Raw genomic sequence first — 26,930 nt, forward strand, 5'->3', positions numbered from 1 at the left:
CCGCATGATACCGGCCGGCCTGCCTTGCGGTCCGGAACGTCACGGATCAGCGGATGCCTAGGGCCTCCAGGGCGTCCGCCAGGGTGGAGACCTCGATGACCTCCAGACCCTTGGGAGGGCTGGCCGGGCGGCCGCCCCGGCGGACCGGTACGACGGCGCGGGTGAAGCCCAGGCGGGCCGCCTCGGACAGGCGGTGCGTCAGCTGGGGGACCGGGCGCACCTGGCCGGTCAGGGAGATCTCACCCATGGCGCAGGTGGTCTTGCCGATGGGCTTGGAGGAATTGGCCGAGGCCAGGGCGGCCGCCACGGCCAGGTCGCAGCCGGGCTCCTTGGCCAGGCCGCCGGCGATCGTGGACACATACAGATCACGGGTCAGCAGGTTCACCTTGCCATGCCGGTAGAGCACGGCCGCAAGCATGGCCAGCCGGTTGGCGTCGATGCCGTTGGCGTTGCGCCGGGGGGTGGGCAGCACGGACGCTGTGACCAGTGCCTGGATCTCAATGGGCAGGCTCCGATGGCCGTCAAGGGTGAAAGTGACGCAGGTGCCCTCTACGGGGGCCTCGGCCGTGGACAGGAAAAGCCCGGCAGGGTCTTTGACCTCCTCGATGCCCTGGCCGCTCATGTCGAAACAGCCCACCTCGTCGGTGGGGCCAAAGCGGTTCTTGGCTGCGTGGAGCATGCGCAGGGCCGTCTGCGCGTCGCCCTCGAACTGGCAGACCACGTCCACCAGGTGCTCCAGGGTGCGCGGGCCGGCTATGGCGCCGTCCTTGGTCACATGTCCCACCAGCATGACCGGTATGTCGTAGGTCTTGGCCAGGTCAATCAATGCGGAGGCCACCTCGCGCACCTGGGTGGAGCCGCCGGAGATGCCGTCTACGTCCTGGGATGTGATGGTCTGGGCTGAATCCACAATCGCCAGCGAGGGTTTGTTCTGTTCAATCAGGCCCAGGACCGTGCCCAGGTCGGTGGTGGAGGCCAGCAGGAGGGAATCCTCGACCGCGCCCACGCGTGAGGCCCGCATGCGCACCTGGGCCTGGGACTCCTCGCCTGATATGTAGAGGACGGTGCCGGCAGCCGTGCGCGCCACGTTGCCGGCGGTCTCCAGCAGGAGGGTGGACTTGCCGATGCCGGGTTCGCCGGCCAACAGGATGACCGAGCCGGGCACGATGCCTCCGCCGAGCACCCGGTCGAACTCCTCGAAACCCGTGGGCAGGCGCTGCACGGAGTCCGAGCCCACCTTGGTGATCGGCTGTGCCTGCGCTTCGGCCGAAAGTACAGCCGCCTGGGTGCGCCTGGCCGCGCCGCCTCCGCCGGTCGTGCGTGTCTTGCCTGGCCGGGCCTCGTGGAACTCCTCGATCGTGCCCCACTGACCGCACTCGGGGCAACGGCCGAACCACTTGCCCCCGGTCCAGCCGCACTCGGTGCATACGTACTGCGTCGCGCTCTTCGCCATACCTAGGACGCTAACCGTTTTGAGGGACAAGGCCGGGCCTGTGTTCATCCCGGGCGCAAGGGTCCGCTTGGCGTGTCGGGGGGAGGTCTCAAGCGTGCAACTTTCGCACCTTTCGCCAAGCCTCCACGAGCCGTGCAGGACCGCTGTGAGAGAATCGGAGCATGCCTGACAACAAACCCCTGATGACGCCACACAACCAGCCCCCATCCCTGTCCGCCGATCCCGGTCCGGCCGTTCGCAAGCGGCGGCTGAGTCTGGTGATCGGTGCGGCGGTCCTGGTGGTCCTGGTTCTCTTCTCCGCTTTTGTATGGCCCCACTGGGCGCCCAGGTCCGCGGCACCCGCAGCGAACGGCACCACATCCGCCGGGTCGAAACCCTCTTCCGTCCAGCCAAAGCCGACCATCAAGGCCGAGCCCCTGCCCCAGGACGCCTCCGACCTGCTCAAGGCCATGCCGGACACGGTCGGCGCCTACGCCCGGACCAAGGCCCAGGCCGCCGGCGATTGGTCGTCCGCCTCGCCCTTGGAGGAGTATCAGCTGACCTATTCCACCGGCGACCCGGCCAAGGATGTGACCCTGACCCTGGCCCAATGGGGTGAGGAGGGCGACGCCGCCAAACAGTATGCGGCCCTGGGCCAGACCATGACCGGCAAGGAACTGGCTTCGGGAAAGGTCAAGGTGTCCGGAAAGGTCACCGGTTCGTACACGGAGCACCAGGATGCTGACAACGCCAAGCGTGTCCTGGTCCTGTGGCGCAACGCAACTGTCGTCTTCCGGGCGCAGGGCCCCAAAGCGGCGGTTGACGCCTTCTATAAGGCCTTCCCCCTGTGAAGGTCGCCGAATCGGTGTATTATAAGGCGGGTTGAACACTTACCCTCGGTATGTCTAAGGAACGGAGGCTTGGGATGGGTTCTGTCATCAAGAAGCGCCGCAAGCGTATGAGCAAGAAGAAGCACCGCAAAATGCTGCGTAAGACCCGCCACCAGCGCAAGTAGTGAGCGCAGGTCTGTAGGCTGCATAGCCGAGAGCCCCTCCCGCCCCCGTGGAATCCCCGATTCCATGGCAGCAGGAGGGGTTCTCTTTTTATGTCGGGGACGGCCCCTGGCAAGTATGGCTGGTGGAATATGTCTGGATATGCGACTGCCCCGCGCTGTGGTGACAGCGGCGGGGCAGGGGTCTGCGTGCGGGTGTAAGCCCTTACTTGTTCGAGTTGGTCATGACCCGGGGGCCGTGGGGGTCGCCGACGATGACCGTGTCCACCATGTTCAGGAAGAGGCCGTGTTCGACGACCCCAACCGTGCGGATCAGATCTTCGGCCAGGTCCTGCGGATGGTCGATACGCTCCAGGTGGAGGTCCACCACGTAATTGCTCTCGTCGGTCCGCACTTCCCTGCCATCGGCGTCCTTGCGTAGGACCGGCTTATAGCCGCGGTCCTCGAAGCGCTTGATCACATGGCCGGCGCCGAAGGGGATGACTTCGACCGGCAGCGGGAAGGCGCCGATGGTGTCCACCACCTTGGACTCGTCCACGATCCAGACAATCCGGTTGGAGTTGGTGGCCACGATCTTCTCCCATAGGAGGGCCGCGCCGCCGCCCTTGATGCCGTTGAAGTCCTTGTCCACCTCGTCGGCCCCGTCGATCGTCACGTCGATATGGTCCACATCGTCCACGTCCACGATCCGGATGCCGTAGCCCTCGGCCTGCTCCTGGGTGCGGCGGGAGGTGGTCACACCGGTGAAGTGCAGCCCCTCCTCCTGGACCCGGCGGCCCAGTTCGTCCACCAGGAAGCGGACCGTGGAACCCGTTCCCAGGCCGGCGATCATGCCATCCTCGACCAGCTTGGCGGCCTCGATGCCGGCCGCCTTCTTCAGTGCATCCTGTTGTGCCTTATCCATGTCATCTCCTTCGCGCTCGCCCGCTGGGGGCGCGTTCGGTTGTTTCCGTATATCCTACGTGGGGGTCAGTCCCGCGCGTTCGATTGTTGGTCTGTGTCCCTGTCCTGGCGCTCGGCGATCGAGTGCAGGCGGAAGGGGGTGTCGGCTATGTGCACGCGCCCCTTCTGATCGATGTCCGCCTCGAAGGTGATCGAACCGGAGATGTGGAGCTCCTTGCCGGCGAAGTAGGGGGAGCGCGAGGGCGGGGGTGTGATGGTCAGGTCGCCGGAGGCGGTCAGGCCGCGCCCGTTCTGGTCGCTGGTGTCGTCGTTCTCGGTGGTCTCGTCGGCCCCGTTTTCATCGGTTTCGGTTTCGTTCTCGGCGGTATCTGTGCCGTCCTCGTTGCTGTCGGTCTCGTTGCTGCCGCTGTCCGAAACGCCGCCGGCCAGCTGCTCCTGTTCGCTGTGGTTCCGTGACTGGTCATCGTTCCACAGCTCGTCCATATGCAGGGCTTCGGTGGGGGCTTCGGCGCTGCCGCTGTCCTGTGGCACCTCGTCGTCGATGATTTCGGTCTCGTCGGGCAGGTCGGTTCGTGTGGTCGGCAGGGGGCGGGTGCGTGCGGCCTGCCGGTGCTCCGGCCTGTCCGTCCCACCCTCGGGCAGGGTCTTGTCCCTGCCGGCTCCGGCGTCGGCGCTGGCATCCAGGGCAGACGCCCGGCCCGTGAGTTGCAGGCGGACCTCCTCGGAGATCTTGAGTCCCTTGGCGTAGGGGGAATTGATCAGGGAGCGCCAGCCCTCCAGGGGCAAGTAGGAGCGTTTGCCCCCGGCGCGCACATCCTCGGCGTAGCCCCGGGCCAGGTCGTCCACCATCTCGTTGAAGCGGTCGCCGGCGTGGCCCTTGACCCAGAAGAACTTGACCGGGCCCTTACGATCGCGGATCTCCTGGTCGATGGCCTCGATCAGCTCCCTGTTTTTGACCGGTTTGCCCGCCGCATTCCGCCAGCCCTTCTTCTTCCAGCCGCGCACCCATTTGGTCGAGCAGTTGATCGCGTACTGGGAGTCGGTCTGGATGGTCAGCGGCTCGGAGCCCTGGTGGGCGCGCAGGGCCTGGAGGACCGCGCACAGCTCCCCGATCTGGTTGGTGCCGTTGGTGGCCCCGCCGGCATCGGACCGTCCGTCCTTGTGGTTGGCCCAACCCCAGCCCATGGGCCCGTTGGGATTGCCCAGCGCCGACCCGTCGGTGGAAACAACAATCTGGCTATCGCTCATACCATCACCCTAAACGCTCCTCCTGAAAAGACGGCGGCCGTCCCCATAGCCGGGGACGGCCGCCGGCGGATCGGGTGCATGGCTAATCGGAAAGGGCCTTGCCGACCACGTCGTCGGCTTCCGCCAGCACCTTGGCCAGGGATTCGGGGGAGACGAAGGACTCGGCGTAGACCTTGTAGATGTTCTCGGTGCCGGAAGGACGGGCCGCGAACCAATTGTCCTTGGTGGTGACCTTGATGCCGCCGATCTTGGCGCCGTTGCCCGGCGCTTCGGTCAGCTTGGACTCGATGGGCTGGCCGGCGAGTCTGGTTTCGGTCACGTCCGCCGGGCTCAGGGATGCGAACCTGGCTTTTTGCTCCAGGCTGGTGGGTGTGTCGACCCGCTGGTACCAACTTTCGCCGAAACGCTCGACCTGCTCCTGGTGGAGTCGGGCGGGGTTCTTGCCGGTTGTGGCCGTGATTTCGGCGGCTAACAGGTCGGGGATCAGTCCGTCCTTGTCGGTCGTCCACACGCGTCCGTCGAAGCGCAGGAAGCTCATGCCGGAGCTTTCCTCGCCGCCGAACGCCACCTGCCCCTTGAAGAGGGGCTCCACGAACCATTTGAAGCCTACGGGCACCTCCACCAATCTCGCGCCGATCGAAGCGGCCACGCGGTCGATCAGGGATGAGGAGACCAGGGTCTTGCCCACACCGGCGCCCGCTGGCCAGCCGGGACGGTGACCGGAGAAGAGGTATTCCACGCATACCGCGATGTAGTGGTTGGGGTTCATCACGCCCGAGCCGGGGCAGACGATCCCGTGGCGGTCGGCGTCCGGATCGGTGCCGCCCACCAGGTCGTAGGAATCCCATGCGCCGGCGTTCAGCCGGTCCACCAGACCTTTCATCGCGTAGGGCGATGACGGGTCCATGCGGATCCTGCCGTCGTGGTCGACGGTCATGAAGGGCCAGGCAGGGTCCACTGTCTCGTTCAGGACCCCGATGTCCAGGCCATACTTCTCGTTGATCAGCGGCCAGTAGTTGACCGAGGCGCCCCCCAGGGGGTCGATGCCCAGGCGCACTCCGGATGAGCGGATCGCCGCGAAGTCGATGACCTGGTCCAGGTCGTCCACGTAGTGCCCGCGGTAGTCGAAACGCTCGACCAGCTCGGACCTGATCGCCTGCTCGAAGGGAATGCGCTTGACCAGACGGAAGCCCCCCAGCAGCTCGTTGGCACGGTCCGCGATGGCCCTGGTGGTTGATTCGGGCGCGGGACCGCCGGTGGGCGGGTCGTACTTAAAGCCGCCATCGGAGGGAGGGTTGTGGGATGGGGTGACTACGATGCCGTCGGCCAGATCGTCGCCTGAAAAGCGCTGGGAACCGTCGTCGGCCCTATTGTGGGTCAGGATGGCCTGCGAGACGGTGGGGGTGGGCGTGTAGTCGTCGCGCGAGTCGATCCGCACGCGCACGCCGTTGGCGATCAGCACTTCGATGGCGGTCTTCCAGGCGGGCAGGGAGAGGGCGTGGGTGTCGCGGCCCAGATACAGGGGGCCGGTCACGCCCTCCTTGGCCCGCTGCTCGGCTATCGCCTGGGTGATGGCGACGATGTGGGCCTCGTTGAAGGAGGTCTTCAGGGAGGAACCCCGGTGGCCGGAAGTGCCGAAGGAGACTCGCTGTGCGGTCTCGGCCGGGTCCGGTACCAGGTCGTAGTATTTGCCGACGACTTCGTCGACATCGATCAGATCGGCTTGTGTGGCGGGCATTCCCGCATTGTTGGCAACCATGCCTCCATTATCGCATGCGCGGGAGGCCATATACGCACAAAAAGCAACGAATTCGAACAAGAATGCACAAATAAGTGACTGAGACTCCGGCGCAGCCCGCTGCCGCTCCTCAGGCGACCGGCACCCGTACGCACAGGGCCTGATGGTCCACGGTCAGCTCGATGTGCCGGGTCTCTCCAAGTATGTCGCCGTCCACCTGGGCCAATGCCGGCTTGCGCAGCCTGATCTCGGCGCTGGCCCCCTGCACCTGCACGATCGAGGAATTGGTGGATAAGGGGCTTTGGCTGGCCTTCCGGGTGATGGTCTGGTGCATCACGTCGCCGAACAGGTTGGCCCATCCGATCAGTCCACCGGAGGTGTCTATCAGCTCGAAGTCCAGGATGCCGTCGTCGAAGGAGGCGTCGGGCATCAGCGAGAAACCTGGAATTTCACCGCAGTTGCCGGCCATGAAGGTGCGGAACTCCACATTCATGTTGGTCTGCGAGCGGCCGTCCTGCTGCCGAATCGTCATGTCACCCCGGTACTTGTCCGCAAACAGGTGTTTGGCGCCGGAGATGAAATAGGCCAGCCAGGAGAGGTTCCTTTTCAGGTTGGGGTCGGTGTCGTCGATCATCAAGGCGTCGAAGCCGATGCCGGCGATGATCAGAAAAGCGTGTCGGGCATCCGGGTCCGGGGAGTCGAGGATCCGCATCCTGCCCACGTCGACCAGCCGGGAGCCGTGGGAGGTGGCCACGGCCAGCGCCGCCTCGGGGTCGCCCACCGGAATGCCCAGGTTGCGGGCGAAGAGGTTGCCGGTGCCGATGGGGATGATGCCCAGGGTGTGCCCGCTGCCGGCGACCGCGCTCGCGACCGTACGCACCGTGCCGTCGCCGCCGACCGCCACCACGACGTCGGCGCCCTCCTTCAGGGCCTGTCGGGCGCAGGCCTTGCCGTCCTTGTCCAGCTGGGTGTCGTAGAAGCGGGCCCCTTGCAGGCCGTTTGCGGTGCATTGCTCCTTGATGAGGGAGCGTATATGATCGGCCTGCGGCTTGGAGGGGTTGATGATGAAGGCATAGGATACCTGGTCTGCGTGCCTGGCACGCAGACGGGCCTCCAGCCGCCGTCGGGCGCGGGCTCGGAGCCAGAACGCGAGGCTAGCCAGGGCAATGATGACGCAGAGGGCCCCTGCGAGGAGGATCACCGCTGATGATGGCATGGCCCCTATTCTCCCGCGGCTGCGGCCCCGGTGGATGCCGGTGGTCGCGGATATCGACGATTCCTGCACGCGACACGCCGTCACGACGCTCCGTCGCGTCGAAGAAACGCCGACGGTTACGCTCAGAGTGTGGCGTAGGTCTCATGATAGTGTGATAACCGTCACGGTCTCCGATGGCGTAGGCCGATGGAAGCGGAGTGGCGGGTGGCACCGCCACTCAGCGTGCGATGTTCGGTTTTCGCCCTTCGGGGGAGGGAGCTGCGTGTGGGGGCATGCAAACGGTGTGTGTGGTAAACGATGTGGATGTGACGAGACATTGAAAGGACGTACGATGTCGCAGAACTACAAAAGTGTGTTCGACATCATCGGCCCGGTGATGATAGGGCCTTCGAGCTCGCATACCGCGGGCGCGGTGGCGATTGGCAGGGCCGCCAACAGCATCGTCGGGGGAGCGCCGGATGCGGCGGTGATCAGATACTATGATTCGTTCGCCCAGACCCACAAGGGCCACGGCACCGACTATGCGATCGTGAGCGGTCTGCTCGGCTTCGAACCGGACGACAGCCGGGTGCCCGAAGCGGTCAGCATCGCCCGGGAGCAGGGTATCGGCATCGAATTCGTCGAGGAGGAGGGCGACAGTCCCATCGGCCATCCGAACACGGCCATTCTTGAAATGGACAAGGACGGGCGCAAAATCACGGTCTCCGGTTGTTCGATCGGCGGTGGCACCATCGAGGTCCGCCGCATCCAGATGGATGGGTATGACATCAGGCCCGGCGGCCTGCTGCCCATCCTGCTGGTGGAGGAGCCGGGGCAGGGCCAGGTGTGTGAGGACGAGGTCAAGCCGATAGCCGACATGCTTGAGCAGGCGGGCGTGCTCGGCGGTCGGAACGAGAGTCGTAATGAGCAGAAGGGAACAACCATGTATGCCTTTGATTTGGAAAAGCCGTTGACGCAGGAAGCCCTTGAGGGGATAGCCCGTCACTCGTCCCAGATCTCGTACATCAGTTAGGAGCTTGGGGAAGATGTTCAACTCGATCAAGGAATTGGTGGAAGCCTCCGAGCGCGACGGCATGCCCGTGTCGGAGATCATGATCCGCGAGGAGATGGACCGCTACGGTGAGACCAGGGAAGCGGTCTGGGGCCGGATGGAGAAGAACCTGGACACCATGGACGCCGCGGTCGAAAAAGGCTCGACCGGGGACGGTGTGTTCTCGCAAACGGGGTTGACCGGCGGGGAGGCGGCCCTGCTCAGGGATTACCGGAAAAACAAGGTGAGCTTGTCCGGCGACGTGATGCTGGAGGCGGTGCAGGCCGCCATAGCGACCAATGAGGTCAACGCCTCCATGGGAGTCATCTGCGCCACGCCCACCGCTGGATCATCGGGGACCCTGCCGGGGGTGCTGACGGCTTTGAAGCGGCGACTGGACCTGTCCGGGGAGGGTCAGGTCCGGTTCCTGTTCACGGCGGGTGCATTCGGCATGGTCACGGCCAACAATGCAATGATCGCCGGGGCCACCGGCGGCTGCCAGGCCGAGGTCGGCTCGGCCTCCGCCATGGGTGCCGCCGCCGCGGTCGAAGCGGCCGGCGGCGATGCCCGGACCTCGGCCGAAGCCTTCGCGATCGCCATGAGCAACCTCCTGGGTCTGGTGTGCGATCCCGTGGCAGGCCTGGTCGAGCTGCCCTGTGTCAAGCGCAACGCCATCGGTGCGGGCAACGCCCTGATCGCGGCGGACATCGCCCTGGCCGGCGGCACGAACAAGATCCCTGCCGACGAGGTCGTGGAAGCCATGAGGAAGGTGGGCAGCAACCTGCCCGTCTCCCTGCGCGAAACCGGCATCGGCGGTCTGGCGGGCACGCCGACCGGCCAGGGTTTCAGAAAGACCATATTCGGCAAGTAGAGAGACGACGGGCCGTCCCGGACAGCCAGCTGCGGCGGGACAGGGACGGCAGCCTGCGGAATTCGTTCCGTGCGTTACAGAAGGGAATGACACAAATGGAAAACAAGGCAGCGGTCTCACCCCAGGGTGCGGCTGAGGTGAAGGGCACCAAGGAATACGCCCTCAAATGGCACAGCGGGGACACGACGTGGATGCTGAGCCTGTTCGGCACCGCCATCGGTGCCGGCGTGCTCTTCCTGCCCATCGATGCAGGCTCTGCGGGGATCATCGGCTTGGTCTTCATGGCCATCATCGCCTTCCCGACCACCTTCTTCGCCCACCGGGCCATGAGCAGGTTCGTGCTCTCGGCCAAGAACCCGGGCGATGACATCACCGATGTGGTGGAGCAGCATTGGGGCTGGAACTTCGGTCTGGTCTTCACCATCATCTACTTCCTGTCGATCTTCCCGATCCTGCTGGTCTACAGCATCTCGATCACCAACACGACCGAGAGTTTCATCGTCAACCAGATGCATATGGCCGCCCCGCCGCGCTGGCTGCTCTCCCTGGTCCTGGTCGTGGTTCTGATGCTGATCGTCCGACTGGGCACCACGGTGACGACCAAGGTCATGTCCATCCTGGTCTACCCGTTCGTCGTCGTGCTGGTGCTGTTCTCCCTTTACCTGATCCCCCACTGGAACACCGCGATCTTCACTTCCTTCCCGAAGGGCGCCTCGGGCGGCTTCTCGGTCGTGGGACTGCTCCAGGGCCTGTGGCTCCTGATCCCGGTCATGGTGTTCGCCTTCAACCACTCGCCCATCATCTCCTCCTTCTCGGTCGCCGAGCGTGAGGAGTACGGCGAGCAGTACGTCGATGGGAAGGTCACCAAGATCCTGCAGCGCGCCGAGCTGTTGATGGTGTGCGTGGTCATGTTCTTCGTCTTCTCCTGCGTGCTGTGCCTGGGTCCCGACCAGCTGGCGCAGGCCAAGGCCCAGAACATCTCGATCCTGTCCTACATCGCCAACCAGTTCAACAATCCGCTGATCTCGATCGTGGCGCCGTTGATCTCCTTCATAGCCATCGCAAAGTCCTTCCTGGGCCACTACCTGGGCACGAGTGAGGGCCTGTCCGGCATCATCCGCAAGATCGCCAAGAAGTCCGGCAAGGAGGTCTCCAACAAGGGCATGACCATCGCCGTCGAGGCCGTCATCCTGGTGAGCGCCTGGCTCGTGGCCTGGGCCAACTTCTCGGTCATGAACATGATCGAGACCATGATCGGCCCGATCATCGCCTTCGTGCTCTTCCTGATGCCTATGTATGCCATCCACACGGTGCCTTCGCTCAAGAAGTACTCGGGCAAGGCCAGCAATGTGTTCGTGGTGGTCATCGGCCTCATCGCCGTGAGCGCCATCTTCTACAACATCGTCATGCTCTTCCACTGAGGGCCTGGCCCATCCGCCGGATCCGCCGCGCCCCCTCCATGCGGGCAGGGTGCACCCAACGGGTCCGGCGGGTGTCTAGTATGGAAGTGCAAGGCGTGCATAACCTGTACGAACACAGCAGTTGGAACGGCAGTCGGTGAGGACTGGGCCCGCCAGCGTCGGGGGCCTGTTTCAAGCCGTGTGTCCCCTTACGGGAGTAGGATTGAACCATGTTAGATATACAATTCATCCGCGACCATGCGGACATCGTCAGGGAATCTCAGCGCAAGCGCGGGGAGTCCGTGGAACTGGTCGACGAAGTGCTGCGCGCAGACTCCGAGCGTCGTGAGGCTCTTCAGTCTTACGAGAGCGCCCGGGCCGAGCAGAAGGAGCTGGGCAAGCGAATCGCCTCGGCTTCCGCGGATGAGAAGTCCTCGCTCCTGGAACGGACCAAGAAGCTCTCCGATCAGGTGGGCGGATACAAGTCCAAGGCCGACGCGGCCAACGAGGCATACACCACTGCCATGTGGAAGTTCAGCAATGTGGTGGAGCCCGAGGCGCCGGCCGGCGGCGAGGATGACTACACCGTCGTCAAGAAGGTCGGCACCCCCCGTGACTTCCAGGCGGAGGGTTTCGAGCCCAAGGACCACCTGACACTGGGGCAGGGTGTGGCCGGCATCGACATGCGCCGCGGCGTCAAGATCTCCGGCTCCCGGTTCTACTTCCTGCGTGGCGATTTGGCGCGCATGGAGATCGCCATGTTGACCATGGCGGTGGACCAGGCGATGGAGCATGGCTTCATCCCTACGATTACCCCGACCCTGGTGCGGCCCGAGGTCATGGCCGGCACGGGATTCCTGGACTCACACGCGGATGAGATCTACCGCCTGCGTGAGCCTGACGAGCAGTACCTGGTCGGCACCTCCGAGGTGGCCCTGGCCGGCATGCACGAGGATGAGATCCTGGACCTGGAGTCCGGCCCCATGCGCTACTGCGGTTGGTCCTCCTGCTACCGGCGCGAGGCCGGGGCGGCCGGCAAGGATACGTCCGGCATCATCCGCGTACACCAGTTCGACAAAGTCGAGATGTTCGTCTACTGCAAGCAGGAGGACTCCCGCGAGCAGCACCAGAAGCTCCTGGCCATGGAGCAGGAGATGCTGGCCAAGGTGGAGGTGCCCTACCGCATCATCGACACGGCCGCCGGCGACCTGGGCTCATCGGCCGCCCGCAAGTTCGACTGCGAGGCCTGGGTGCCGACCCAGGGCCGCTACCGTGAGCTGACCTCCACCTCCAACTGCACCGAGTTCCAGGCCCGGCGCCTGAACATCCGCGAGCGCACAGCCGACGGCGGCACCCGTCCGGTCTCCACCCTGAACGGCACCCTGGCCACAACCCGCTGGCTGGTCGCCATCCTGGAGAACCACCAGAACGAGGACGGTTCCGTTACCATCCCCAAGGCCTTCCGGTCCTACATGGGCGGCAAGGAGGTTCTCGAACCGACAAAGTGGGAGGCCTGAGCCTTTCCTTGGTGCTTCGGTCCCCTCTGGATCATCCCGTGCCCCGCGCCCGGCTTTGGCCGGGTCCGGACGCGGGATGATTGCGTTTACGGGCATCGCCGCCCGGTAGATGCGGAAATTGACCCTTGCCAGCCCGTCTCCCGTCTCTTAGGCTGGTAGGGAGCGAGGCCTGCGGGGAATATCAGCAGTGCCTGGCGCAGTGGAGGTGCACGGATGGGTGCGGCTTGATGCGGGCGGGAGCAGGACGATGGGCGGGTTCAAAGCTTTGCGGACCAAGGATTTGGTCAATGTCGGCATATACAGCGCACTCTATTTCATCTGCATGGGCATCGCCGAAGGGGCGACCACTTTGCTGACAGGCCTGCTGCTGCCGGGCTTCACCTCGATCTTCGTGCCTTGCGTCGTGGGTCTGCTGGCCGGGCCGGTCTATATGCTCCTGTGCCGAAAGGTGCCGCGTTTCGGCGCACTGACCATCATGGGCGTCCTCATGGGGCTTTTCTTTCTGGTCTCCGGCCACTTCGCCCTGGCTTTCATCCCCTACGCGCTCTGCGGCCTGCTTGCCGATCTTGTTGAGACGGTGTTGGCGGCAGCGGATCCTGGCAGGCGGGTTCTGCGCGATGTGAGCTACGTGGTCTTCACCTTCGGCTCCCTGGGCCCGGTGCTGCCCCTGTGGTTCATGAAGAACGCCTACGTGGCCAGCCTCCTCAAGCGTGGCAAGAGCCAGGACTATATCGACACGCTTTTCTCCCACATCTCGGCACCGACCCTGCTTGCCTGCGTGGCTCTTACCTTGTTGGGCGCTCTGGCCGGGGCCCTGATAGGCGATCGCATCGTTGCCAGGCACTTCTCCGGGCAGGCCGGGCGCGGATGAGGCCGGCCTCGATTTTCACCAAGTTCTTCCTGGTGGCCTTCGCCAACGCGCTTCTGTTCTTCGACCTGTCGCCTATCGCGCAGCTGGCTTCCTGCAGCTACCTGATCACCTTCTTCCTGATTGCGCGACGCTGGCGGCAGGCCGCTCTGTGGCTGGCCTTGAGCGCAGTGTTCCTGGCCGGCAGTGCGTCGGTCCTGCTGTTTCCCGACAACTTGCTGGGTCACTACCTGCTTTTCCTCGTCTCGGGCCTGGGAAAGATGCTGCCGGTTGTGATCGTGGCGGCCCTGGTGTTCTCCACCACCCGCGTCTCCGAACTGGTCCACGGCCTGCGCTCACTCCATCTGCCCCAATGGGTTATCGTGCCCTTGAGTGTGCTTTTCCGCTTCTTCCCCACCGTCCGCCATGACTACCGCCAGATACGCGACGCCATGCGATTCCGGGGCATCGCGGTGTCCGGCATCGCCCTGGTCCTCCACCCGATGCGGACCTTGGAGTTCATCTACGTCCCCCTGCTCAACAACGCCTCCATGGTGGCCTCGGACCTGACCGCCTCCGCCCTGACCCGTGGGTTGGCGGCGCCCGGCCGTAAGACCTCCCTGGCCAGGGTCACCTGGTCGTTGACCGATCCGCTGGCGCTGCTCCTAGGACTGGCCCTCATGGCATGGGTGATTCATGCTTGAGCTGACCGACCTGTCTTTCACATACGCCGACCGACCCGAACCGGCGGTTCAGGACGTATCCATGACCGCCCGGCCGGGACGGCTGCTGGTCCTGACCGGCAAGTCCGGCTGCGGCAAGACGACGATCTCCCGCGTGGTCGACGGCCTGATCCCGGAGCTCTACGAAGGGCGGTTGGAAGGCGGGCGCCGGCTGGACGGCAGGGACCTGGGGGAGCTGACCATATCCGAGATCTCCCGGAAGGTAGGCTCGGTCTTCCAAAACCCCAAGACCCAGTTCTTCACGACCGATGTGACCAGCGAACTGGCCTTTCCGCTGGAAAATCTGGGTGTGGAGCGCGTACGGATCAGTGACCGGGTGGAGCTGGTGGCCGACCGGTTCGGCATACGGCCCCTGCTGGGGCGCAGCATGTTCGCCCTATCCGGCGGCGAAAAGCAGCTGGTGGCGATCGCCTCGGCCTGCATGGGTGCCCCTGGCCTCCTGGTGCTGGACGAGCCTTCTGCCAACTTGGATGCCCAGGCCATCGAGGGTCTGTCCCGTGTCCTGGGCCGGCTCAAAGCCGATGGCATGACCCTCCTGGTGATCGAGCATAGACTGTACTACCTGCGCGGCTTGGCCGACCGCTTCCTGGTCATGGACCAGGGGAGGCTGACTCATGGGTTCACCCCCCGGCAGATGGCCGCGTTGGACGGGGACGAGCGGGAACGGTTGGGGCTGAGGGCCTTGGTCCTGCCCGCCGGTGCCGGTGCACGAAAGTCCGAAAGGCGGCCTGGGGCGACGGCGGTTGGCGGGGGTGTCGGGGCGGCGATGGCGGTTGGCGGGCTTCGTGTACAGGACTTGGTCTGCCGCTACAAGGGGCTCGATCGTCCGGCCTTGCAGGTGGATGACCTGCTCCTTGAACCTGGACGGGCCACCGGTATCGTGGGACGTAACGGGGCCGGTAAATCAACCTTCGCCAAGGCGCTGACCGGTCTGCTCAAACCAGGCAAGGAGGCACGGGTGAGCCTGGGCGGACGGGACCTTGACCGGCGCGGGCTGACCAGGCAATCCTTTCTGGTCTTCCAGGATGTCAACTATCAGCTGTTCAGTGAGTCGGTGGCCAAGGAACTCCTGCTGGGGGCGCCGGAGGGGGACCGCGGCCGCCTCAGGGAGGTGGCGGACCGGCTGGGCCTGGCGGACCTGCTGGAGCGCAGCCCCGGCAGCCTGTCCGGCGGCCAGAAGCAGCGGGTGGCGATCGGCTGCGCGGTCCTGTCCGGCAAGCGGGTCATCATCATGGACGAGCCAACCTCCGGTCTCGACCTGGCCCACATGAACCAGGTGGCCGGGGCTATTGGGTACCTACGGGGCCAGGGGATCATCGTGCTGGTCATCTCCCACGACCGTGAATTCCTGCTCAAGACCTGCGACCGCTTCATCGGCTTCGAAAAGGGAAGGGTGGTCTCCGACGGTGCCCTGCCGCCTTCGTCCCTACCTGACGGGCCAACGGTAGCATGTGCGGCGCGGGGTGTTTGAAGATGTAAGTGCCGACCGCTAAACTTGAACGTGCACTCAGTTGGTCTGGGTGCGTTGGACAGGTGTCTGAGCGGTCGAAAGAGACGGTCTTGAAAACCGTTGAACGCAAGTTCCGCGGGTTCGAATCCCGCCCTGTCCGCCCTATGCGGCCGGTTTCCGGGGATGGTTTCCGGACCGGCCGAGAACCGTTCCGCATTGTCTGCCCGCAGGTGCCCGCCCGGAGTGGGGCGGTTCATGAGGCTCGGTAGGATATGCCCTATGCGGATACAACGGACCGGGTGCGCCCCCGATGGGCCGGGAAAAGGTGCCCGCCTGCCCTTGCGGCTGGGTGCCGCCCCGATTGTCATCCTCCTGATTGCGGCATGTTTCGAGATCTTCCTCGTCAACATGCCCTACTGGTGCAGCCTCGATGCTTCGCCGCAGGCCGGACGGTCCACGCTCGGACCGGGACTGGCCGCCCAGGGGGACCACACGGCCAAGGTCGTGGACCCAAAGAGCGCATGGAGGGACATCTCCAGCACGCGGCCCATCGATTACCTGCATTTCAATCCGGCTCCCGACCTCCTGTCGCAGACGGTGGCGGCATCCAGCCCGGACCTGTCCTGGACGATTTCGACCCGTAGACCCACGGACGGAGGCTGGTATGATGCCAGCGCCATCCACCGCTATTCCATCCGCGTCGAACGAACGCGCTATATGCATGTGGGTGACGGCGCGCACAAGGTGCGGCTGCATTACCGGGTGCGCGCCGGCGATGTCATTGCCCTGGATGAGGTGACCGTCAATCCCAGGGTGCCCTTCCATGTAGATGGTCTGCGCCTGCTCATGGAGGTTCTGCTGGTGCTGATCGTCCTCGCTTTCAGGCCGGGCGGACGCCTGTATCGCAGGACCTTCACCGCCGGCAGCATCCGTTCACTGCTGCCGCTGGCCCTGCTCTTCGCCGTCGAAGCGGCCGGCATCATCGGCGAGTGGCTGGTCTTCGGCAGGAACTCGGTCATCACCGCGCCTCATAGGATGGGGAGCGGGATGTTCTTCGATCCGAACCAATACGCCGACCTGGCCGACTCGCTGCTGCACGGCCGCTTCGACCTGGACCTGCCGGTCAACGCCGACCTGGCCGCCATGGACAACCCCTACGACACCGCCTCCCGCCTGCGTCTGGCGCGGGCCGGTTCGGATACCACGCCAATCTTCTTCGATGTGGCGTTCAAATCGGGTAGGTACTATTGCTATTTCGGCCTGCTGCCGGCGGTTGTGGCCTTCATGCCATACAAGCTGCTGACCGGCCACGATCTGCCTGCGTCCACCGCCGTGCTGGCGTTCGCCCTCCTGTTGGCCCTATGCTCGATCCTGCTGACCGTCCAGCTGGCCCGCTGGTTTTCGCGCAGGGGAGGGAGCGTGAGCCTGGGCTGCGTACTGCTGGCCGCCAGCGGCTGGTTGTTCGTTACGCCAATCCTCTACACCCTGCATAGCCAGGTCTTCTACCAGTTGCCCCAAACGCTGGCAATCAGCCTCACCCTGCTGGCCCTCTCCTGCTGGATCGAGGCGAAGATGCGAGCCTTGGGCAGGGGCTGGCTGCTGGCCGGGTCCACCTGCCTGGCGCTCACCTTGGGTTGTCGGCCGCAGTTCATGCTGGCCGCCGTCCTCGCCCTGCCCCTCTTCCGGACCGAGATCCACGACCTGTGGCGGCGGGGGCTGTCCTCCCGCTCCGGCCTACGCGATGAGGCGCTGACCTGGTTGTGTGCACTCGGTCCGTTCATACTGCTGTCCATCCCAATCCTGGCTTATAATGCGGCCCGTTTCGGCAGCCCCATCGACTTCGGTGCCGACTACAACCTGACTGCCTACGACATGCCCAACAGCCGTCCGCCCCTCTCCAGGCTGCTGCCGCTGTCCCTGCTCTATTTCTTCCAGCCGCCGAACGTGGGGACCGGTTTCCCCTTCCTGCTGCCCACCAACCAGGACATTTCGCCATGGATGCCCGAGCAGGCCAGCTACGGTGGCCTCTTCACCCTGATGGCGCCATTCACATTGATCGTCTTCGGGATATGGTCCTACCGAAGGCGGCTGCGGGGCCGCCGGGCTGCGGCTTTCTGCTGGGCGGCCGCCGCCACCGGGATCGTCATCTTCGCCTTCACCACGCACATCGCCGGCTACAGCCCACGGTACGTATTGGATTTCGGGTGGACGCTCGGCCTGATCTACACCTGCTGCATCCTGGCCGTCGACGGCCGGCGTGCGTCGCAGGGGCAGGTGGAAGCCTCCTCCTCCGTGGGCGGCGGGCGGGCTCGCCCTGCCCGGCTGGCACCCCTGTCCGATCCAGCGCGAATGGTGTTCGGCACGGCCGCCGCCGGCATGGTCCTGGCGGTCATCGCCGCCTTCCTGTACGTCTTCGTCAGTCATAGCCTTGACAACGACCTGCTCTGGTGGGATGTGTACTCCTGGTTCCTCTTCCTGTGATCGTCCGCCGGTAGCTCGGGGGCCGGACGCACTGCTCGGACTACGGTTCATGGGGGTGTACCGGTGGAACGGTAGGCTGGTGGTCTGGCCATGGGATCCGCCGCGTGTGCACGGAGCCCGTCACCAGCAGGCGGATCAGGGAGGTGAGGGGCCGGTGAGCGCTTTGGATATGGCCAACCTCCTGATAGACCGGCATGGCTACGACATCATCCTCAACAACGTGCGTCTGAACACCCTGGTCTACTGGGTTCAGGTGACCTCGCTGCGCGAACACGGCCGGCCCGCCTTCGACGACCCGATCGAGGCCTGGGGGATGGGCCCCACTGAAGTTGAGGTCTTCCAGGCGTTCAAAGGCTACGATAGGCGGCGGATTGCACTGCCCCGTGGCGCGGTGCCCTCCGACCGGATATCGCTGTCCCTGGTCTCGCAGGTGATTGACGAATATGGTTTCCTGACCACGTATGACCTGGTATGTTTCACCCAACGGGAGGGTTCGGCCTGGCGCAAGGCCTATGGGAAGGGCGCCGAGACACCGATGGGAGACGGGCTGATCCTGGCTTCGCGCGACGGCTTGGACCGGCCAGGCAAGGCGGGTACGCTGGCTTCGGCTATCGAAACGGTCAACAGGACCTGGCCCAACACTTTCGAGCTTTTGCAACATGCTTGAGCATGATCGGCCCCTCGATTGGCGGAAGACGGCCCCGCCCCTGGAATTCGATGACCAGCCGGACTTCCTGGCGTTCGTCCAGACCGTACTGGACGCCCATATGGCCGAGATGACCCGTCATGGCGGTTACGCCATCGAGAAGGGGGATGAGGGGCCACGTGTCCAGTCGGTCGTGGCGGCGATTTTCCTGGCGAGCTTCGGCCAGGCGCCCGCCGACCGCTTCATCGACATCTTCGAACAGGCCGCTGCGTTCGCCTACTATCTGGTGCGCGACCATCCCTTCGGTGACGGCAACAAGCGCACCGCCATCCGCATGGCCCTGGCCATGGTCGCCCTGCGCGGCGTGGCACTGGACATCGCCGACCCGCCGAACCCCTGGGAGAACGAACTCTACCAGTGGGTGGAGGGTCTGATTTCCGGCACGGTCAGCAAGGAGGCCCTGGCCGCCGACCTGCGCACCCGTGCCCGTCTGCAGGGCTGAGTGCGGCGTCGAATGGCGGCCAGGGCCGGGATGCAAACGCTGCGGTCCTAGCTCAATACTGCTCTTGCAGCATGTCGGACGGCCAGTTCTCGACCGATTCGGCCCGGTCCAGCCGCCGTACCCGGTCCAGCTCCGCTTCGTCGAGGGTGAAGTCGAAGATGTCGAGGTTCTCGCGGATATGGGCGGGATTGGTGGAGCGCGGCAGGACGATGACGTCCTCCTGGGTCAGGAATCGCAGGACCACCTGGGCCACGGACTTGTGGTGGTGGTCGGCTATCGCCTGCAGGGCTGGCTCCTCGAGCACCCGGCTGCGGCCTTCCCCCAAGGGAGACCAGGATTCATGCAGGATGTGCCGGCCTTGCAGGAAGGGGTGCATCTTACGCTGCTGCCAGTAGACGCTGGTTTCGATCTGGTCGATCATCGGCGCCACGTCCGCCTGTTCGCACAGCTCCCCGATCTGGTCGCTATTGAAATTGCTGACGCCGATGGCCCGGAGGAGCCCGGCCTGATAGGCCTCTTCCAGCGCCCGGTAAGTGCCGGCATGGTCGGAATTCGGCCAGTGCACCAGCATCAGGTCGAAGTGGTCCAGTCCCGCCCGCTCCAGGGAGCGTTCAATGCCTTCCCGGGTGGGCTTGTAGCCTTCCGTCATGGTCTTGGATGTGATGAACAGATCGGCGCGGTCGATTCCGCTGGCGGCGACGGCCTGCCCCACCTCCCGCTCGTTGCGGTAGAGCTGGGCGGTGTCGATGCTGCGATAGCCCATGGAGAGGGCCTGGCTTACGGCCTCCCGGGTATCCTTCGGGTCGATCCGGTAGGTGCCGAAACCAATGACCGGCATGCGCCTGCCATTGGGCAGTTCCGCGTAGTGCATGGCCTCGTGCGGCATCAGAATGCGCGGCCCAGCTCGTCGGCGGCGCGCATGGCGTGCGCCACGTCGACCGGGGTGACTTCGAAGGGCATGTTCCCCATGGTCTCATCAGGGCCGCAGGCATGCTCGCCCACCTTGAGCAGGTCCTCGTCGGTGGCTTCGGCGATGCCGATCTGGGCCAGGGACGTGGGCAGGCCCACCTGGCGGAAGTATGCGTATACCTCTTCCATCTCCTCCAAGGAGCGGTCCTCCAGCACCAGCTGGGCCAACGTGCCGTAGGCCACCTTCTCGCCGTGCAGCATCTTGTGGGTGCCTTCAAGGGCGGTCATGCCGTCGTGGATGGAGTGGGCGGCCGCCAGGCCGCTGGATTCGAATCCCAGTCCCGACAGGAGGGTGTTGGCCTCGATGATGTTTTCCAGGGCCGGTGTCCGTACGCCTGCCTTGACGGAGGCGATGGCCTTGACGCTGTCCTCCAGCAGGGTGTCGTGGCAGAGCTCGGCCAGGGCGAAGGCGGCGTTGGTGGCGTGCCCGCCCGTCATGGTGATGGCCGAGGACTGCACGCAGGCCGCGGCCTCATAGTATGTGGCGAACGCGTCTCCGAGCCCGGCGATCAGGAAGCGTACGGGTGCCTTGGCGATGATGTCCGTGTCCATGATGACCGCGTTGGGGTTGGCGGGAAGGTTCAGGTAGCGGTCGAAGACACCCTCCGGCGTATAGAGCACGGACAGGCGTGAGCATGGGGCGTCCGATGAGGCAGCGGTCGGCACGATGATGACGGGCAGTTTGGCATAGTATGCGACAGCCTTGGCTGTGTCGAGGGTCTTGCCGCCGCCGATGCCGATCACGGCGTCGGCGTCCCCCAGATGCCCGCGGTGGTGGTCGATCTCCTGCATGGAGCATTCGCCGCCGAAGACCATCAGCTCGTAGGGCACATGGTCATGGTCGAAGGATGAAACGATCCGGTCGTGGTAGAGCTTGTCGATCGTAGGATCGACGATGACATGGGCGCCCCTGGAGCCGATGGCCGCGTACTCCTTGGCCAACTGGCCCATGGCGCCTTCCTGCTGGATGTAGGTCCCCGGTGAGCACAGAACTTTACGCATATGGAATGCCTTTCCTCGTATGGTCCGCGGCTTCCGCATCCTTGGGCGCCGCAGCAGGTGGGCCCATCCCTCGGACCCTGCCCTCATTGTATCGGTTCACTCATGCTGCTTCCGCGCGTTTCCATGGGTCCGGCGGAGTCCGTATGCCGGTTGGGTGCGCTGGTTGCAACCGGGGCACGCGGGTGCGTCTCGATTTAGACTGTAGGCATGAGCGAGTTGGACGGGGCGAACGGCGTGGAGAACGTGATCTTCGGTTTCGGCGGGGTATTGGTGGACTGGGAGCCACGGTCGGCGCTGGAGGGGTTGTATCCGGCCGGTGTCATAGACATGGTGCTCGACCGGGGTGACAAGTGGGGGTTCTGGCGGTTCAACGAGCTAGCCGATGCCGGATGGAGCCAGGAGCGGATCCTGGCCGACTATGAGAGCGACCACGGTCCTGCGGTGGCCTGGGTCCTGCGCACCTACTTTGAGCATATCGACCGTTCCCTGAAAGCCATGATCCCCGGCATGGGGCATCTGCTTGATGACCTGGCCGGGCAGGGGGCGCACACGTGGGGGCTGGCCAACGCGTCCCGGTCCATGGTCGATGCCGCCTTCGGCAAGTTCGCCCCCATGCGTCGGCTGGAGGGCATCGTGGTATCGGCCGAGGAGGGACTGCGCAAGCCGGACCCGCTGATCTACCAGGTCTTGCTCCGCCGCTGGCGGTTGGAGGCCGGGAGGTCCGTGTTCGTGGACGATAGGCGGGAAAACGTGGACGTGGCGCAGCGGCTGGGTATGCGCGGGTTGCTGTTTACCGATGCCCGGCAACTGCGGGAGGACCTGCGGGGGCTTGGCCTGCGCCTGTAGCGGGCATATGCTGCGGCGGTTGCGACGGTGATCCGTACGGTGCCTCGATCGTGTGTCGTCCACCCGTGAGTCAGCCTATACGATGCGGCGGTCGGCCGCCCACCGCGTCAGTTCCGAACGGTTGGACAGCTGGAGCTTGCGCAATACCGAAGAGACATGGGTCTCGACTGTCTTGATTGAGATGAAAAGTTCACCGGCCACCTCACGGTAGGTATAGCCGCGGGCGATCAGGCGCATGACCTCCTGCTCCCGGGATGATAGCCGGTCCAGCTCGTCGTCGTGGACGGGTCCGTCTTCGCCGCCGCCCTCCTGGAAGGCCGAGAGGACGAAACCGGCCAGCTTGGGCGAGAAGACCGCGTAGCCCTCATGCACCTGGCGGATGGAGGAGACCAGATCGGCCGCGGAGATGGTCTTCGTCACATAGCCTTGCGCGCCCGCCCGGATGACGGATCCCACATCGCGTGGGGAGTCCGAGACCGACAGGGCCAGGAATACGGACTGGGGGGCCAAGGCCTGCGACCGGGCCAGGATCTCGGCGCCTCCGCCCCCTTGGCCGCCGGGCACATGCACGTCCAACAGGACCACATCCGGCTGCGTACGGTCGATCATGGCCACTGACCCGTCCACGTCCGCCGCCTGCCCGACGATGGCGAAATGGGGCTGCAGGGTGGCGATGACGCCTGCGCGGAACATCTCATGGTCATCCACCACCCCGATGCGGATGGGGGAGGGGTTCACGTCCTCCGCCGCCGGCTGCTTGGCGGTTGTTGCCGGCCTTGGCTCCCCGTCCCGTCGTGTGTGTTGCATGCTCATTTCGTTTTCGTGCCCCTCCCTGCCGTCTGGCCGTCCTGGGCGCGTTTGCGCTGGCCTTTCTGAGAGGATTGCATGGCGTTACCCTGGTCGCTGGTCGCGGATATGGGCATGTGCATGCGTACCTCGGTGCCCCATCGGGGGCGGGAGACGATTTCCACTGTACCGCCACGACGTTCGATGCGTCCGATGATCGACTGGCGGATGCCCAGCCGGTCGGGTGGGATGGACTCGGGATCAAAGCCGTCTCCATGGTCACGCACGAAGACCTCCACCTTGCCCTTGCCTGTCTCGCAGTATGCTGAAATGGGTTCACCGCCATGGGTCACCGCATTGACCAGGGCCTGCCGGGTGGCATTCAGAAGTGCGTCGGTCTGTGCGGAAGGTAAGGCGTCACCGACGGTGACCACATCAATCGGTTTGCCGTGGGCATCCTCGACTTCAGCCGCAATCTCCTTCAAACCGGAACTGACCGACCGTTCCGTGGGTGCGCGCTCCTGATAGAGCCAGTTGCGCAGGTCCCGTTCCTGGCCGCGCGCCAGGGTGAACACGGTCTGGGGATCGTCGGCGTTCAGTTGGATAAGCGCCAGCGTCTGCAGGACCCCGTCGTGAAGGTGGGCCGCCATGTCGGCGCGCTCCTCCTGGCGCTCCTTGCCGGCTTGCTCAGAGCTTAGCCTCAGCAGGAGGGCGTGGGCCCAGGGTGTCAGCATCACGGCCACCGCTGCCAGGACGGCCAAGGCCAGAGCCATCATCTGCCAGGCCTCCCGGGAGGGGAATGTGGGGAAGACGTAGGAAGCCAGGGCCGCAAGGATCAGCCCCGCAGCCAGGGCCAGGGTCGAGGCATGACGGGCGCCGTCGTCGAAGCGCAGCCAGGCCACCGCCAGACCCGCACCCAGCAATATGGCCGGCGCTATCAGGTGGCTAGGCAACCCCCGCGCCATCAGGATGAGCGCGATTGTAAGGAGGAGGGAGCCGGCGGCGATGAGCAGCGCCGGTTTGGAGGCCGAGCGGAACACGTCGGTCAGGTCTTCAGCCCCGAACGCAGGGCCAGGCACCCCGGCTTCGCCATCGTCGGTGACCGGCGCGTTCCCACGGGCCAGGGGCTGACGGCCACCGGGGGACATTGCGGCCTGGACGGCGGCCATGGGATCGCCTGCGGGGACGGAGATCCACAGCAGGACATACGCAATCGCACCGATGCCGAATGCAGGCAGGAGGGCCAGCATGAGCAGCCGGATCCAGGTCACCCTGATCCCCAGGTGGAGGCTGATGCCCCTGCAGACCCCGCAAAGGACCCGACCGTGGCGGGGTCGCATCAGAGGCAGTCGGGCCGGCAGGAGGGGAGGCGGCACCGGCGGTTGCGGTGACTCATCGCCGGCGGGGGCAGGTGCATAGGCATACCCGGGGCCGAAGGCGTCGCCGGTGTCGGGCGCGTACCAGTGGCCATCAGCGGCTGTGGTACGGCCCGTGGGTGGTCCGCAACCAGCGGGCATGACGGGCGAAGGCCGCCGGGGCCGTTGACGGCGGTCCTTGCGTGAGGGGAACATACTGTCATTATTGCCTATCGTGCGCCCCTGAAGTGCTCTGAGGGCCGAAAATCAGGGGCGAATCAGGGTGTTCCCGGATAGGACGGCCGCCTTGTGGCTGCTGTAATGGTGGCATGAACGATTTCAATCAGCGGGCGGACCCCTACCAAGGTCCGGCAAGCCAGGGCGCTCCTGGTCGGTCGTATGGACAGGGGGGGCAGGCCGGTCCGTTCCCGGATCACGACCAGGACCCGAACATGGGTGGGGGTTACGGTCCGCCCTACGGTCCCCGTCGTCCTGTGGGAGGCCGGACCATGGACCGCTTCTTCCGCTGGGTGCGAGGGTCGTACCTGCGGCGGTCGGATAATCGCTGGGTTGGTGGCATCTGCGCGGGAATAGCCGAACGCCTGGGCTGGTCGACGGCCCTGGTCAGGGTCATCATGTTCGTGGCCGGGCTGTCCTTCGGTGCCGGCCTGGCCTTCTACGGCTTCGCCTGGTTCATCCTGCCGGACAAGCGCAACACCATCATCGCCGAGGATCTGCTGGCCGGAAGCTGGCGGGGTGCGATGGTGGGGATCATCCTGTTTTGGCTGCTTTCGATAGGTTCCGGTGCCATCGTGGTCTCGCCGTTCATCGGGGCCGTGCTCGTGTGGGCCTTCCTGGCCTGGAGCGGGGAGCAGGCCCGCCGCTACGGCTGGGGCTACGGCCAGGTGGCGTCGGGTGGTGGCCCGGGCCCTTTCGCTGATGCCGGTGGACCGGGTACGGCACCCGCCGGACCGGCATACACCGCCCAGGGTGCGGTCCCGCCCTCCGACGGTCAGGGATGGAGTGGACCGGCCCCCGGACCGGTCCATGGTCAGGCGAAGGACGGGACGGCCGGTTCCCCGGCTGATTCCGCCCCTGATGCCTCCGGTCCCCGGCCGGGCGGTCCCGTTCCGTCCGACGATTCACAGGCCGATGCATCCGGGTGGTCGCCTGGCCGGGCCTCGTCGACCCCCGCTTCAGCGCAAGGGACTGGAGCGCGGCCTGGGGCCGCTTGGCAGCCCGACCCCTATCGGTCATATGGTCCGCATGGGTCTTATGGCGCCGGTCCTGGCCCAACCGCCTATGTGGCTCCGATGCCTCCCCCGTCGCCGGCCCGGCCCCGTGTGCGTCGGATGCGTCGTAAGCCCGCCGGGCCCGTCGTCGTCCTGGTCGCCCTGGGTGTCATGCTCCTGAGTGGACTGGCGGTCTGGGGGCTGAAGGACCATCCGGATCGGATGATATCCTCCTCCACCTTGCGGGCCGGCTTGATCTGGGCTGGTTGTCTGGCTCTTGCAATGGGGGTCCTGTTGGTCGTCCTCGGTGCTATGGGCCGGCGTTCAGGGGGGCTGATCCCGGTGGCCGCCCTCACCATGCTGGCCGTGGTGGGCGTAGGAGCGGTCGCGGTCGGATCAAGCGTCAACCGCAACGGCTTGCGCCATGAGCTCCAAGGGTATGAGACGGTTAATCTGGGTGCGCATGAGCATCTGGAACTGGATGCGGCACCCCGGCAGATGAACCGCTACCACCGGGGCGTCTTCCTGGTCGGAGACCGCTCGGCCCCGGCCACAGTGACCGTCGATCTGAGTGATTATGAAGAGAACAACGGCTGGCACCGGGTCCTGATGGACGACGATTCCAGACAGGATTCCGGCTGTCCCACAGGCTCCTTGCGGCTCGCTTCCTCCGCTGCGGATGTGGAGCTGATACTGCCCAAGGGCTGCTCATATGCGCTGGTCAGGCAGGAGGTCGTGAACGATCTGCCTACCGGCGGCGGGCATGAGGACGACTTCCGCGACTGGATCGACCATCGTGTGCGTCTCGGTCTGGGGCGGGACTATGACGGCGATGACGGCGGCGGCGTGGATGGGCACCAGGGGCATGTATCCAATCCCGAACTTGATGTGAGGTTCACCTACGCCTCCGGTTCCGATCTGAGCGTGCGCAGGGAGGGGGAGGCCACCCTGCCCCGGAGTGGGGGAAGCCAGCCCAAGGATGGCTTCGGCAGGCATCACAGCCATGACAGGGAGGATGAGGACGATGACGATTGAGCGGAACGACGCGTTGACCAGTCATGACGGTGATCAGAGTGAGGGCGCTCCTACCGAGGAGATGGGGGCCCTTGACGGATCGGCCCGACACCGCGACGGGTCGGTGGACCCGAAGGGGCGGGAGGCCGGGGATATGCATGAGCCGCTGGGACCGTGCCAAGGGGCGTCTTCCCCGGCGAGGCGGTCTTCGGAGGCGGCGGGCGGACCATCCATGACGGACGATGAAACCTTCGGTGAAGGCCCGGGGCGCACAGCCACAGCGGGGGCAATCCCCGCGGCCGAGGCGCCGACGGAAGGGGGCAGACCGGGGGGACCGCCTCAGGACCACCGGACGGGTTGGCGGTCAGGGTCGGCCGGAGGCCCACCGACCTATGTCTCCACACCGCCGCCATATGAGGCGGCCTACTTCCGGCAGCCGGTCCAATTGGTGCGTCCCAGCGGCCCGAATGCGCCGACCATCATCTTCGGCCTCTTCCTGGCCGTCATCGGCCTGGCCAGCCTGCTGGCTGGGATATTCTTCGGCTGGTTCGATTTCGATGCCGGTCTGTTCGCCACGGTCTGCTGCGGTGTGCTGGGCGCTTTTCTCCTGCTGGCGGGTTTGGTCTGGGGTCTGGTCTCGTGGATGAACAAGCACGGCCGTGGTTCGCGACAGTGAACAGGTGGACCGGT

Annotated in this window: 24 protein-coding genes and 1 tRNA gene; 16 read left to right on the plus strand and 9 right to left on the minus strand. The window is 65.3% G+C overall.

Going from position 1 to position 26,930, the window contains the following annotated elements:
- Window positions 1-46: 46 nt before the first annotated feature.
- Entirely contained in the window at window positions 47-1,453 is a 1,407-nt protein-coding gene (radA, locus tag CRD59_RS01560) for a DNA repair protein RadA (RefSeq protein ID WP_113852852.1), read from the minus strand.
- Between the two features lie 161 nt (window positions 1,454-1,614).
- Here radA and CRD59_RS01565 point away from each other — a divergent pair, with 161 nt between their 5' ends.
- On the plus strand, window positions 1,615-2,283 hold the full coding sequence (locus CRD59_RS01565; protein WP_407923097.1) for a hypothetical protein: 669 nt from the start codon (window positions 1,615-1,617) through the stop codon (window positions 2,281-2,283).
- A gap of 74 nt (window positions 2,284-2,357) precedes the next feature.
- Window positions 2,358-2,447 carry a 30S ribosomal protein bS22 gene (locus CRD59_RS01570; protein WP_003817716.1) on the plus strand — a complete coding sequence of 30 codons (90 nt, stop codon included), beginning with the start codon at window positions 2,358-2,360 and terminating at the stop codon, window positions 2,445-2,447.
- 202 nt (window positions 2,448-2,649) lie between these two features.
- On the opposite strand, the gene rpiA is transcribed toward CRD59_RS01570, so the two are convergent.
- From rpiA to CRD59_RS01590, 4 genes are all read right to left on the minus strand, one after another.
- On the minus strand, window positions 2,650-3,348 hold the full coding sequence (gene rpiA / locus CRD59_RS01575) for a ribose-5-phosphate isomerase RpiA (protein ID WP_113852853.1): 699 nt from the start codon (window positions 3,346-3,348) through the stop codon (window positions 2,650-2,652).
- A gap of 65 nt (window positions 3,349-3,413) precedes the next feature.
- Entirely contained in the window at window positions 3,414-4,595 is a 1,182-nt protein-coding gene (locus CRD59_RS01580) for a ribonuclease H family protein (RefSeq protein ID WP_113852854.1), read from the minus strand.
- A gap of 82 nt (window positions 4,596-4,677) precedes the next feature.
- Window positions 4,678-6,354: a phosphoglucomutase (alpha-D-glucose-1,6-bisphosphate-dependent) gene (pgm, locus tag CRD59_RS01585; RefSeq protein WP_113852855.1), complete on the minus strand. Its 1,677-nt coding sequence runs from the start codon at window positions 6,352-6,354 to the stop codon at window positions 4,678-4,680.
- Between the two features lie 109 nt (window positions 6,355-6,463).
- Window positions 6,464-7,549 carry a diacylglycerol/lipid kinase family protein gene (locus tag CRD59_RS01590; protein ID WP_113852856.1) on the minus strand — a complete coding sequence of 362 codons (1,086 nt, stop codon included), beginning with the start codon at window positions 7,547-7,549 and terminating at the stop codon, window positions 6,464-6,466.
- Window positions 7,550-7,880: 331 nt separating this feature from the next.
- On the opposite strand from CRD59_RS01590, the gene sdaAB reads away from it, so the two are divergent.
- The 11 genes from sdaAB (at window position 7,881) to CRD59_RS01645 (ending at window position 19,036) form a co-directional block, all read left to right on the plus strand.
- The gene (gene sdaAB, locus CRD59_RS01595) at window positions 7,881-8,561 is read left to right on the plus strand and encodes an L-serine ammonia-lyase, iron-sulfur-dependent subunit beta (RefSeq protein ID WP_113852857.1); all 681 of its coding nucleotides are present in this window, start codon (window positions 7,881-7,883) and stop codon (window positions 8,559-8,561) included.
- 13 nt (window positions 8,562-8,574) lie between these two features.
- Entirely contained in the window at window positions 8,575-9,450 is an 876-nt protein-coding gene (gene sdaAA, locus CRD59_RS01600; RefSeq protein ID WP_113852858.1) for an L-serine ammonia-lyase, iron-sulfur-dependent, subunit alpha, read from the plus strand.
- A 95-nt stretch (window positions 9,451-9,545) separates the two neighbouring features.
- Window positions 9,546-10,871 (plus strand): aromatic amino acid transport family protein, encoded by a 1,326-nt coding sequence (locus CRD59_RS01605; RefSeq protein WP_113852859.1) that lies wholly within the window; start codon window positions 9,546-9,548, stop codon window positions 10,869-10,871.
- A gap of 209 nt (window positions 10,872-11,080) precedes the next feature.
- On the plus strand, window positions 11,081-12,367 hold the full coding sequence (serS, locus tag CRD59_RS01610) for a serine--tRNA ligase (protein WP_113852860.1): 1,287 nt from the start codon (window positions 11,081-11,083) through the stop codon (window positions 12,365-12,367).
- 247 nt (window positions 12,368-12,614) lie between these two features.
- On the plus strand, window positions 12,615-13,238 hold the full coding sequence (locus CRD59_RS01615; protein ID WP_113852861.1) for an MptD family putative ECF transporter S component: 624 nt from the start codon (window positions 12,615-12,617) through the stop codon (window positions 13,236-13,238).
- Complete coding sequence (locus tag CRD59_RS01620; RefSeq protein ID WP_113852862.1) at window positions 13,235-13,918, plus strand: energy-coupling factor transporter transmembrane component T; 684 nt, start codon at window positions 13,235-13,237, stop codon at window positions 13,916-13,918. The genes CRD59_RS01615 and CRD59_RS01620 overlap by 4 nt, the downstream gene beginning before the upstream one ends.
- Complete coding sequence (locus CRD59_RS01625; RefSeq protein WP_113852863.1) at window positions 13,911-15,428, plus strand: ABC transporter ATP-binding protein; 1,518 nt, start codon at window positions 13,911-13,913, stop codon at window positions 15,426-15,428. The genes CRD59_RS01620 and CRD59_RS01625 overlap by 8 nt, the downstream gene beginning before the upstream one ends.
- A gap of 56 nt (window positions 15,429-15,484) precedes the next feature.
- Window positions 15,485-15,567: transfer RNA gene (locus CRD59_RS01630), tRNA-Ser, on the plus strand.
- A gap of 119 nt (window positions 15,568-15,686) precedes the next feature.
- Window positions 15,687-17,888, plus strand: a complete 2,202-nt coding sequence (locus tag CRD59_RS01635; protein ID WP_113852864.1) for a hypothetical protein — start codon at window positions 15,687-15,689, stop codon at window positions 17,886-17,888.
- Between the two features lie 154 nt (window positions 17,889-18,042).
- Window positions 18,043-18,555, plus strand: coding sequence for a Panacea domain-containing protein (locus tag CRD59_RS01640; protein ID WP_161522249.1), 513 nt, complete (start codon window positions 18,043-18,045; stop codon window positions 18,553-18,555).
- On the plus strand, window positions 18,548-19,036 hold the full coding sequence (locus tag CRD59_RS01645; RefSeq protein WP_113852866.1) for a type II toxin-antitoxin system death-on-curing family toxin: 489 nt from the start codon (window positions 18,548-18,550) through the stop codon (window positions 19,034-19,036). The genes CRD59_RS01640 and CRD59_RS01645 overlap by 8 nt, the downstream gene beginning before the upstream one ends.
- Window positions 19,037-19,088: 52 nt before the next feature.
- Here CRD59_RS01645 and CRD59_RS01650 read toward each other — a convergent pair whose 3' ends face one another.
- Together CRD59_RS01650 and CRD59_RS01655 are read right to left on the minus strand one after the other, a co-directional pair.
- A complete protein-coding gene (locus CRD59_RS01650) occupies window positions 19,089-19,907 on the minus strand; it encodes an aldo/keto reductase (protein WP_113852984.1) in 819 nt (272 codons plus the stop codon).
- 14 nt (window positions 19,908-19,921) lie between these two features.
- A complete protein-coding gene (locus tag CRD59_RS01655) occupies window positions 19,922-21,007 on the minus strand; it encodes a glycerol dehydrogenase (protein ID WP_113852867.1) in 1,086 nt (361 codons plus the stop codon).
- Between the two features lie 207 nt (window positions 21,008-21,214).
- On the opposite strand from CRD59_RS01655, the gene CRD59_RS01660 reads away from it, so the two are divergent.
- Window positions 21,215-21,853 carry an HAD family hydrolase gene (locus CRD59_RS01660; RefSeq protein ID WP_113852868.1) on the plus strand — a complete coding sequence of 213 codons (639 nt, stop codon included), beginning with the start codon at window positions 21,215-21,217 and terminating at the stop codon, window positions 21,851-21,853.
- 75 nt (window positions 21,854-21,928) lie between these two features.
- On the opposite strand, the gene CRD59_RS01665 is transcribed toward CRD59_RS01660, so the two are convergent.
- Both CRD59_RS01665 and CRD59_RS01670 read right to left on the minus strand, forming a co-directional pair.
- Entirely contained in the window at window positions 21,929-22,660 is a 732-nt protein-coding gene (locus CRD59_RS01665; RefSeq protein ID WP_113852869.1) for a LuxR C-terminal-related transcriptional regulator, read from the minus strand.
- Window positions 22,661-22,662: 2 nt separating this feature from the next.
- Complete coding sequence (locus CRD59_RS01670) at window positions 22,663-23,979, minus strand: ATP-binding protein (protein WP_113852985.1); 1,317 nt, start codon at window positions 23,977-23,979, stop codon at window positions 22,663-22,665.
- 344 nt (window positions 23,980-24,323) lie between these two features.
- Between CRD59_RS01670 and CRD59_RS01675 the strand changes: the two genes are divergently transcribed.
- Both CRD59_RS01675 and CRD59_RS01680 read left to right on the plus strand, forming a co-directional pair.
- Window positions 24,324-26,261: a PspC domain-containing protein gene (locus CRD59_RS01675; RefSeq protein WP_113852870.1), complete on the plus strand. Its 1,938-nt coding sequence runs from the start codon at window positions 24,324-24,326 to the stop codon at window positions 26,259-26,261.
- The gene (locus CRD59_RS01680; protein ID WP_113852871.1) at window positions 26,251-26,916 is read left to right on the plus strand and encodes a hypothetical protein; all 666 of its coding nucleotides are present in this window, start codon (window positions 26,251-26,253) and stop codon (window positions 26,914-26,916) included. The genes CRD59_RS01675 and CRD59_RS01680 overlap by 11 nt, the downstream gene beginning before the upstream one ends.
- Window positions 26,917-26,930 lie beyond the last annotated feature (14 nt).

This window comes from Bifidobacterium xylocopae (assembly GCF_003315615.1).
Taxonomy (GTDB): domain Bacteria; phylum Actinomycetota; class Actinomycetes; order Actinomycetales; family Bifidobacteriaceae; genus Bombiscardovia; species Bombiscardovia xylocopae.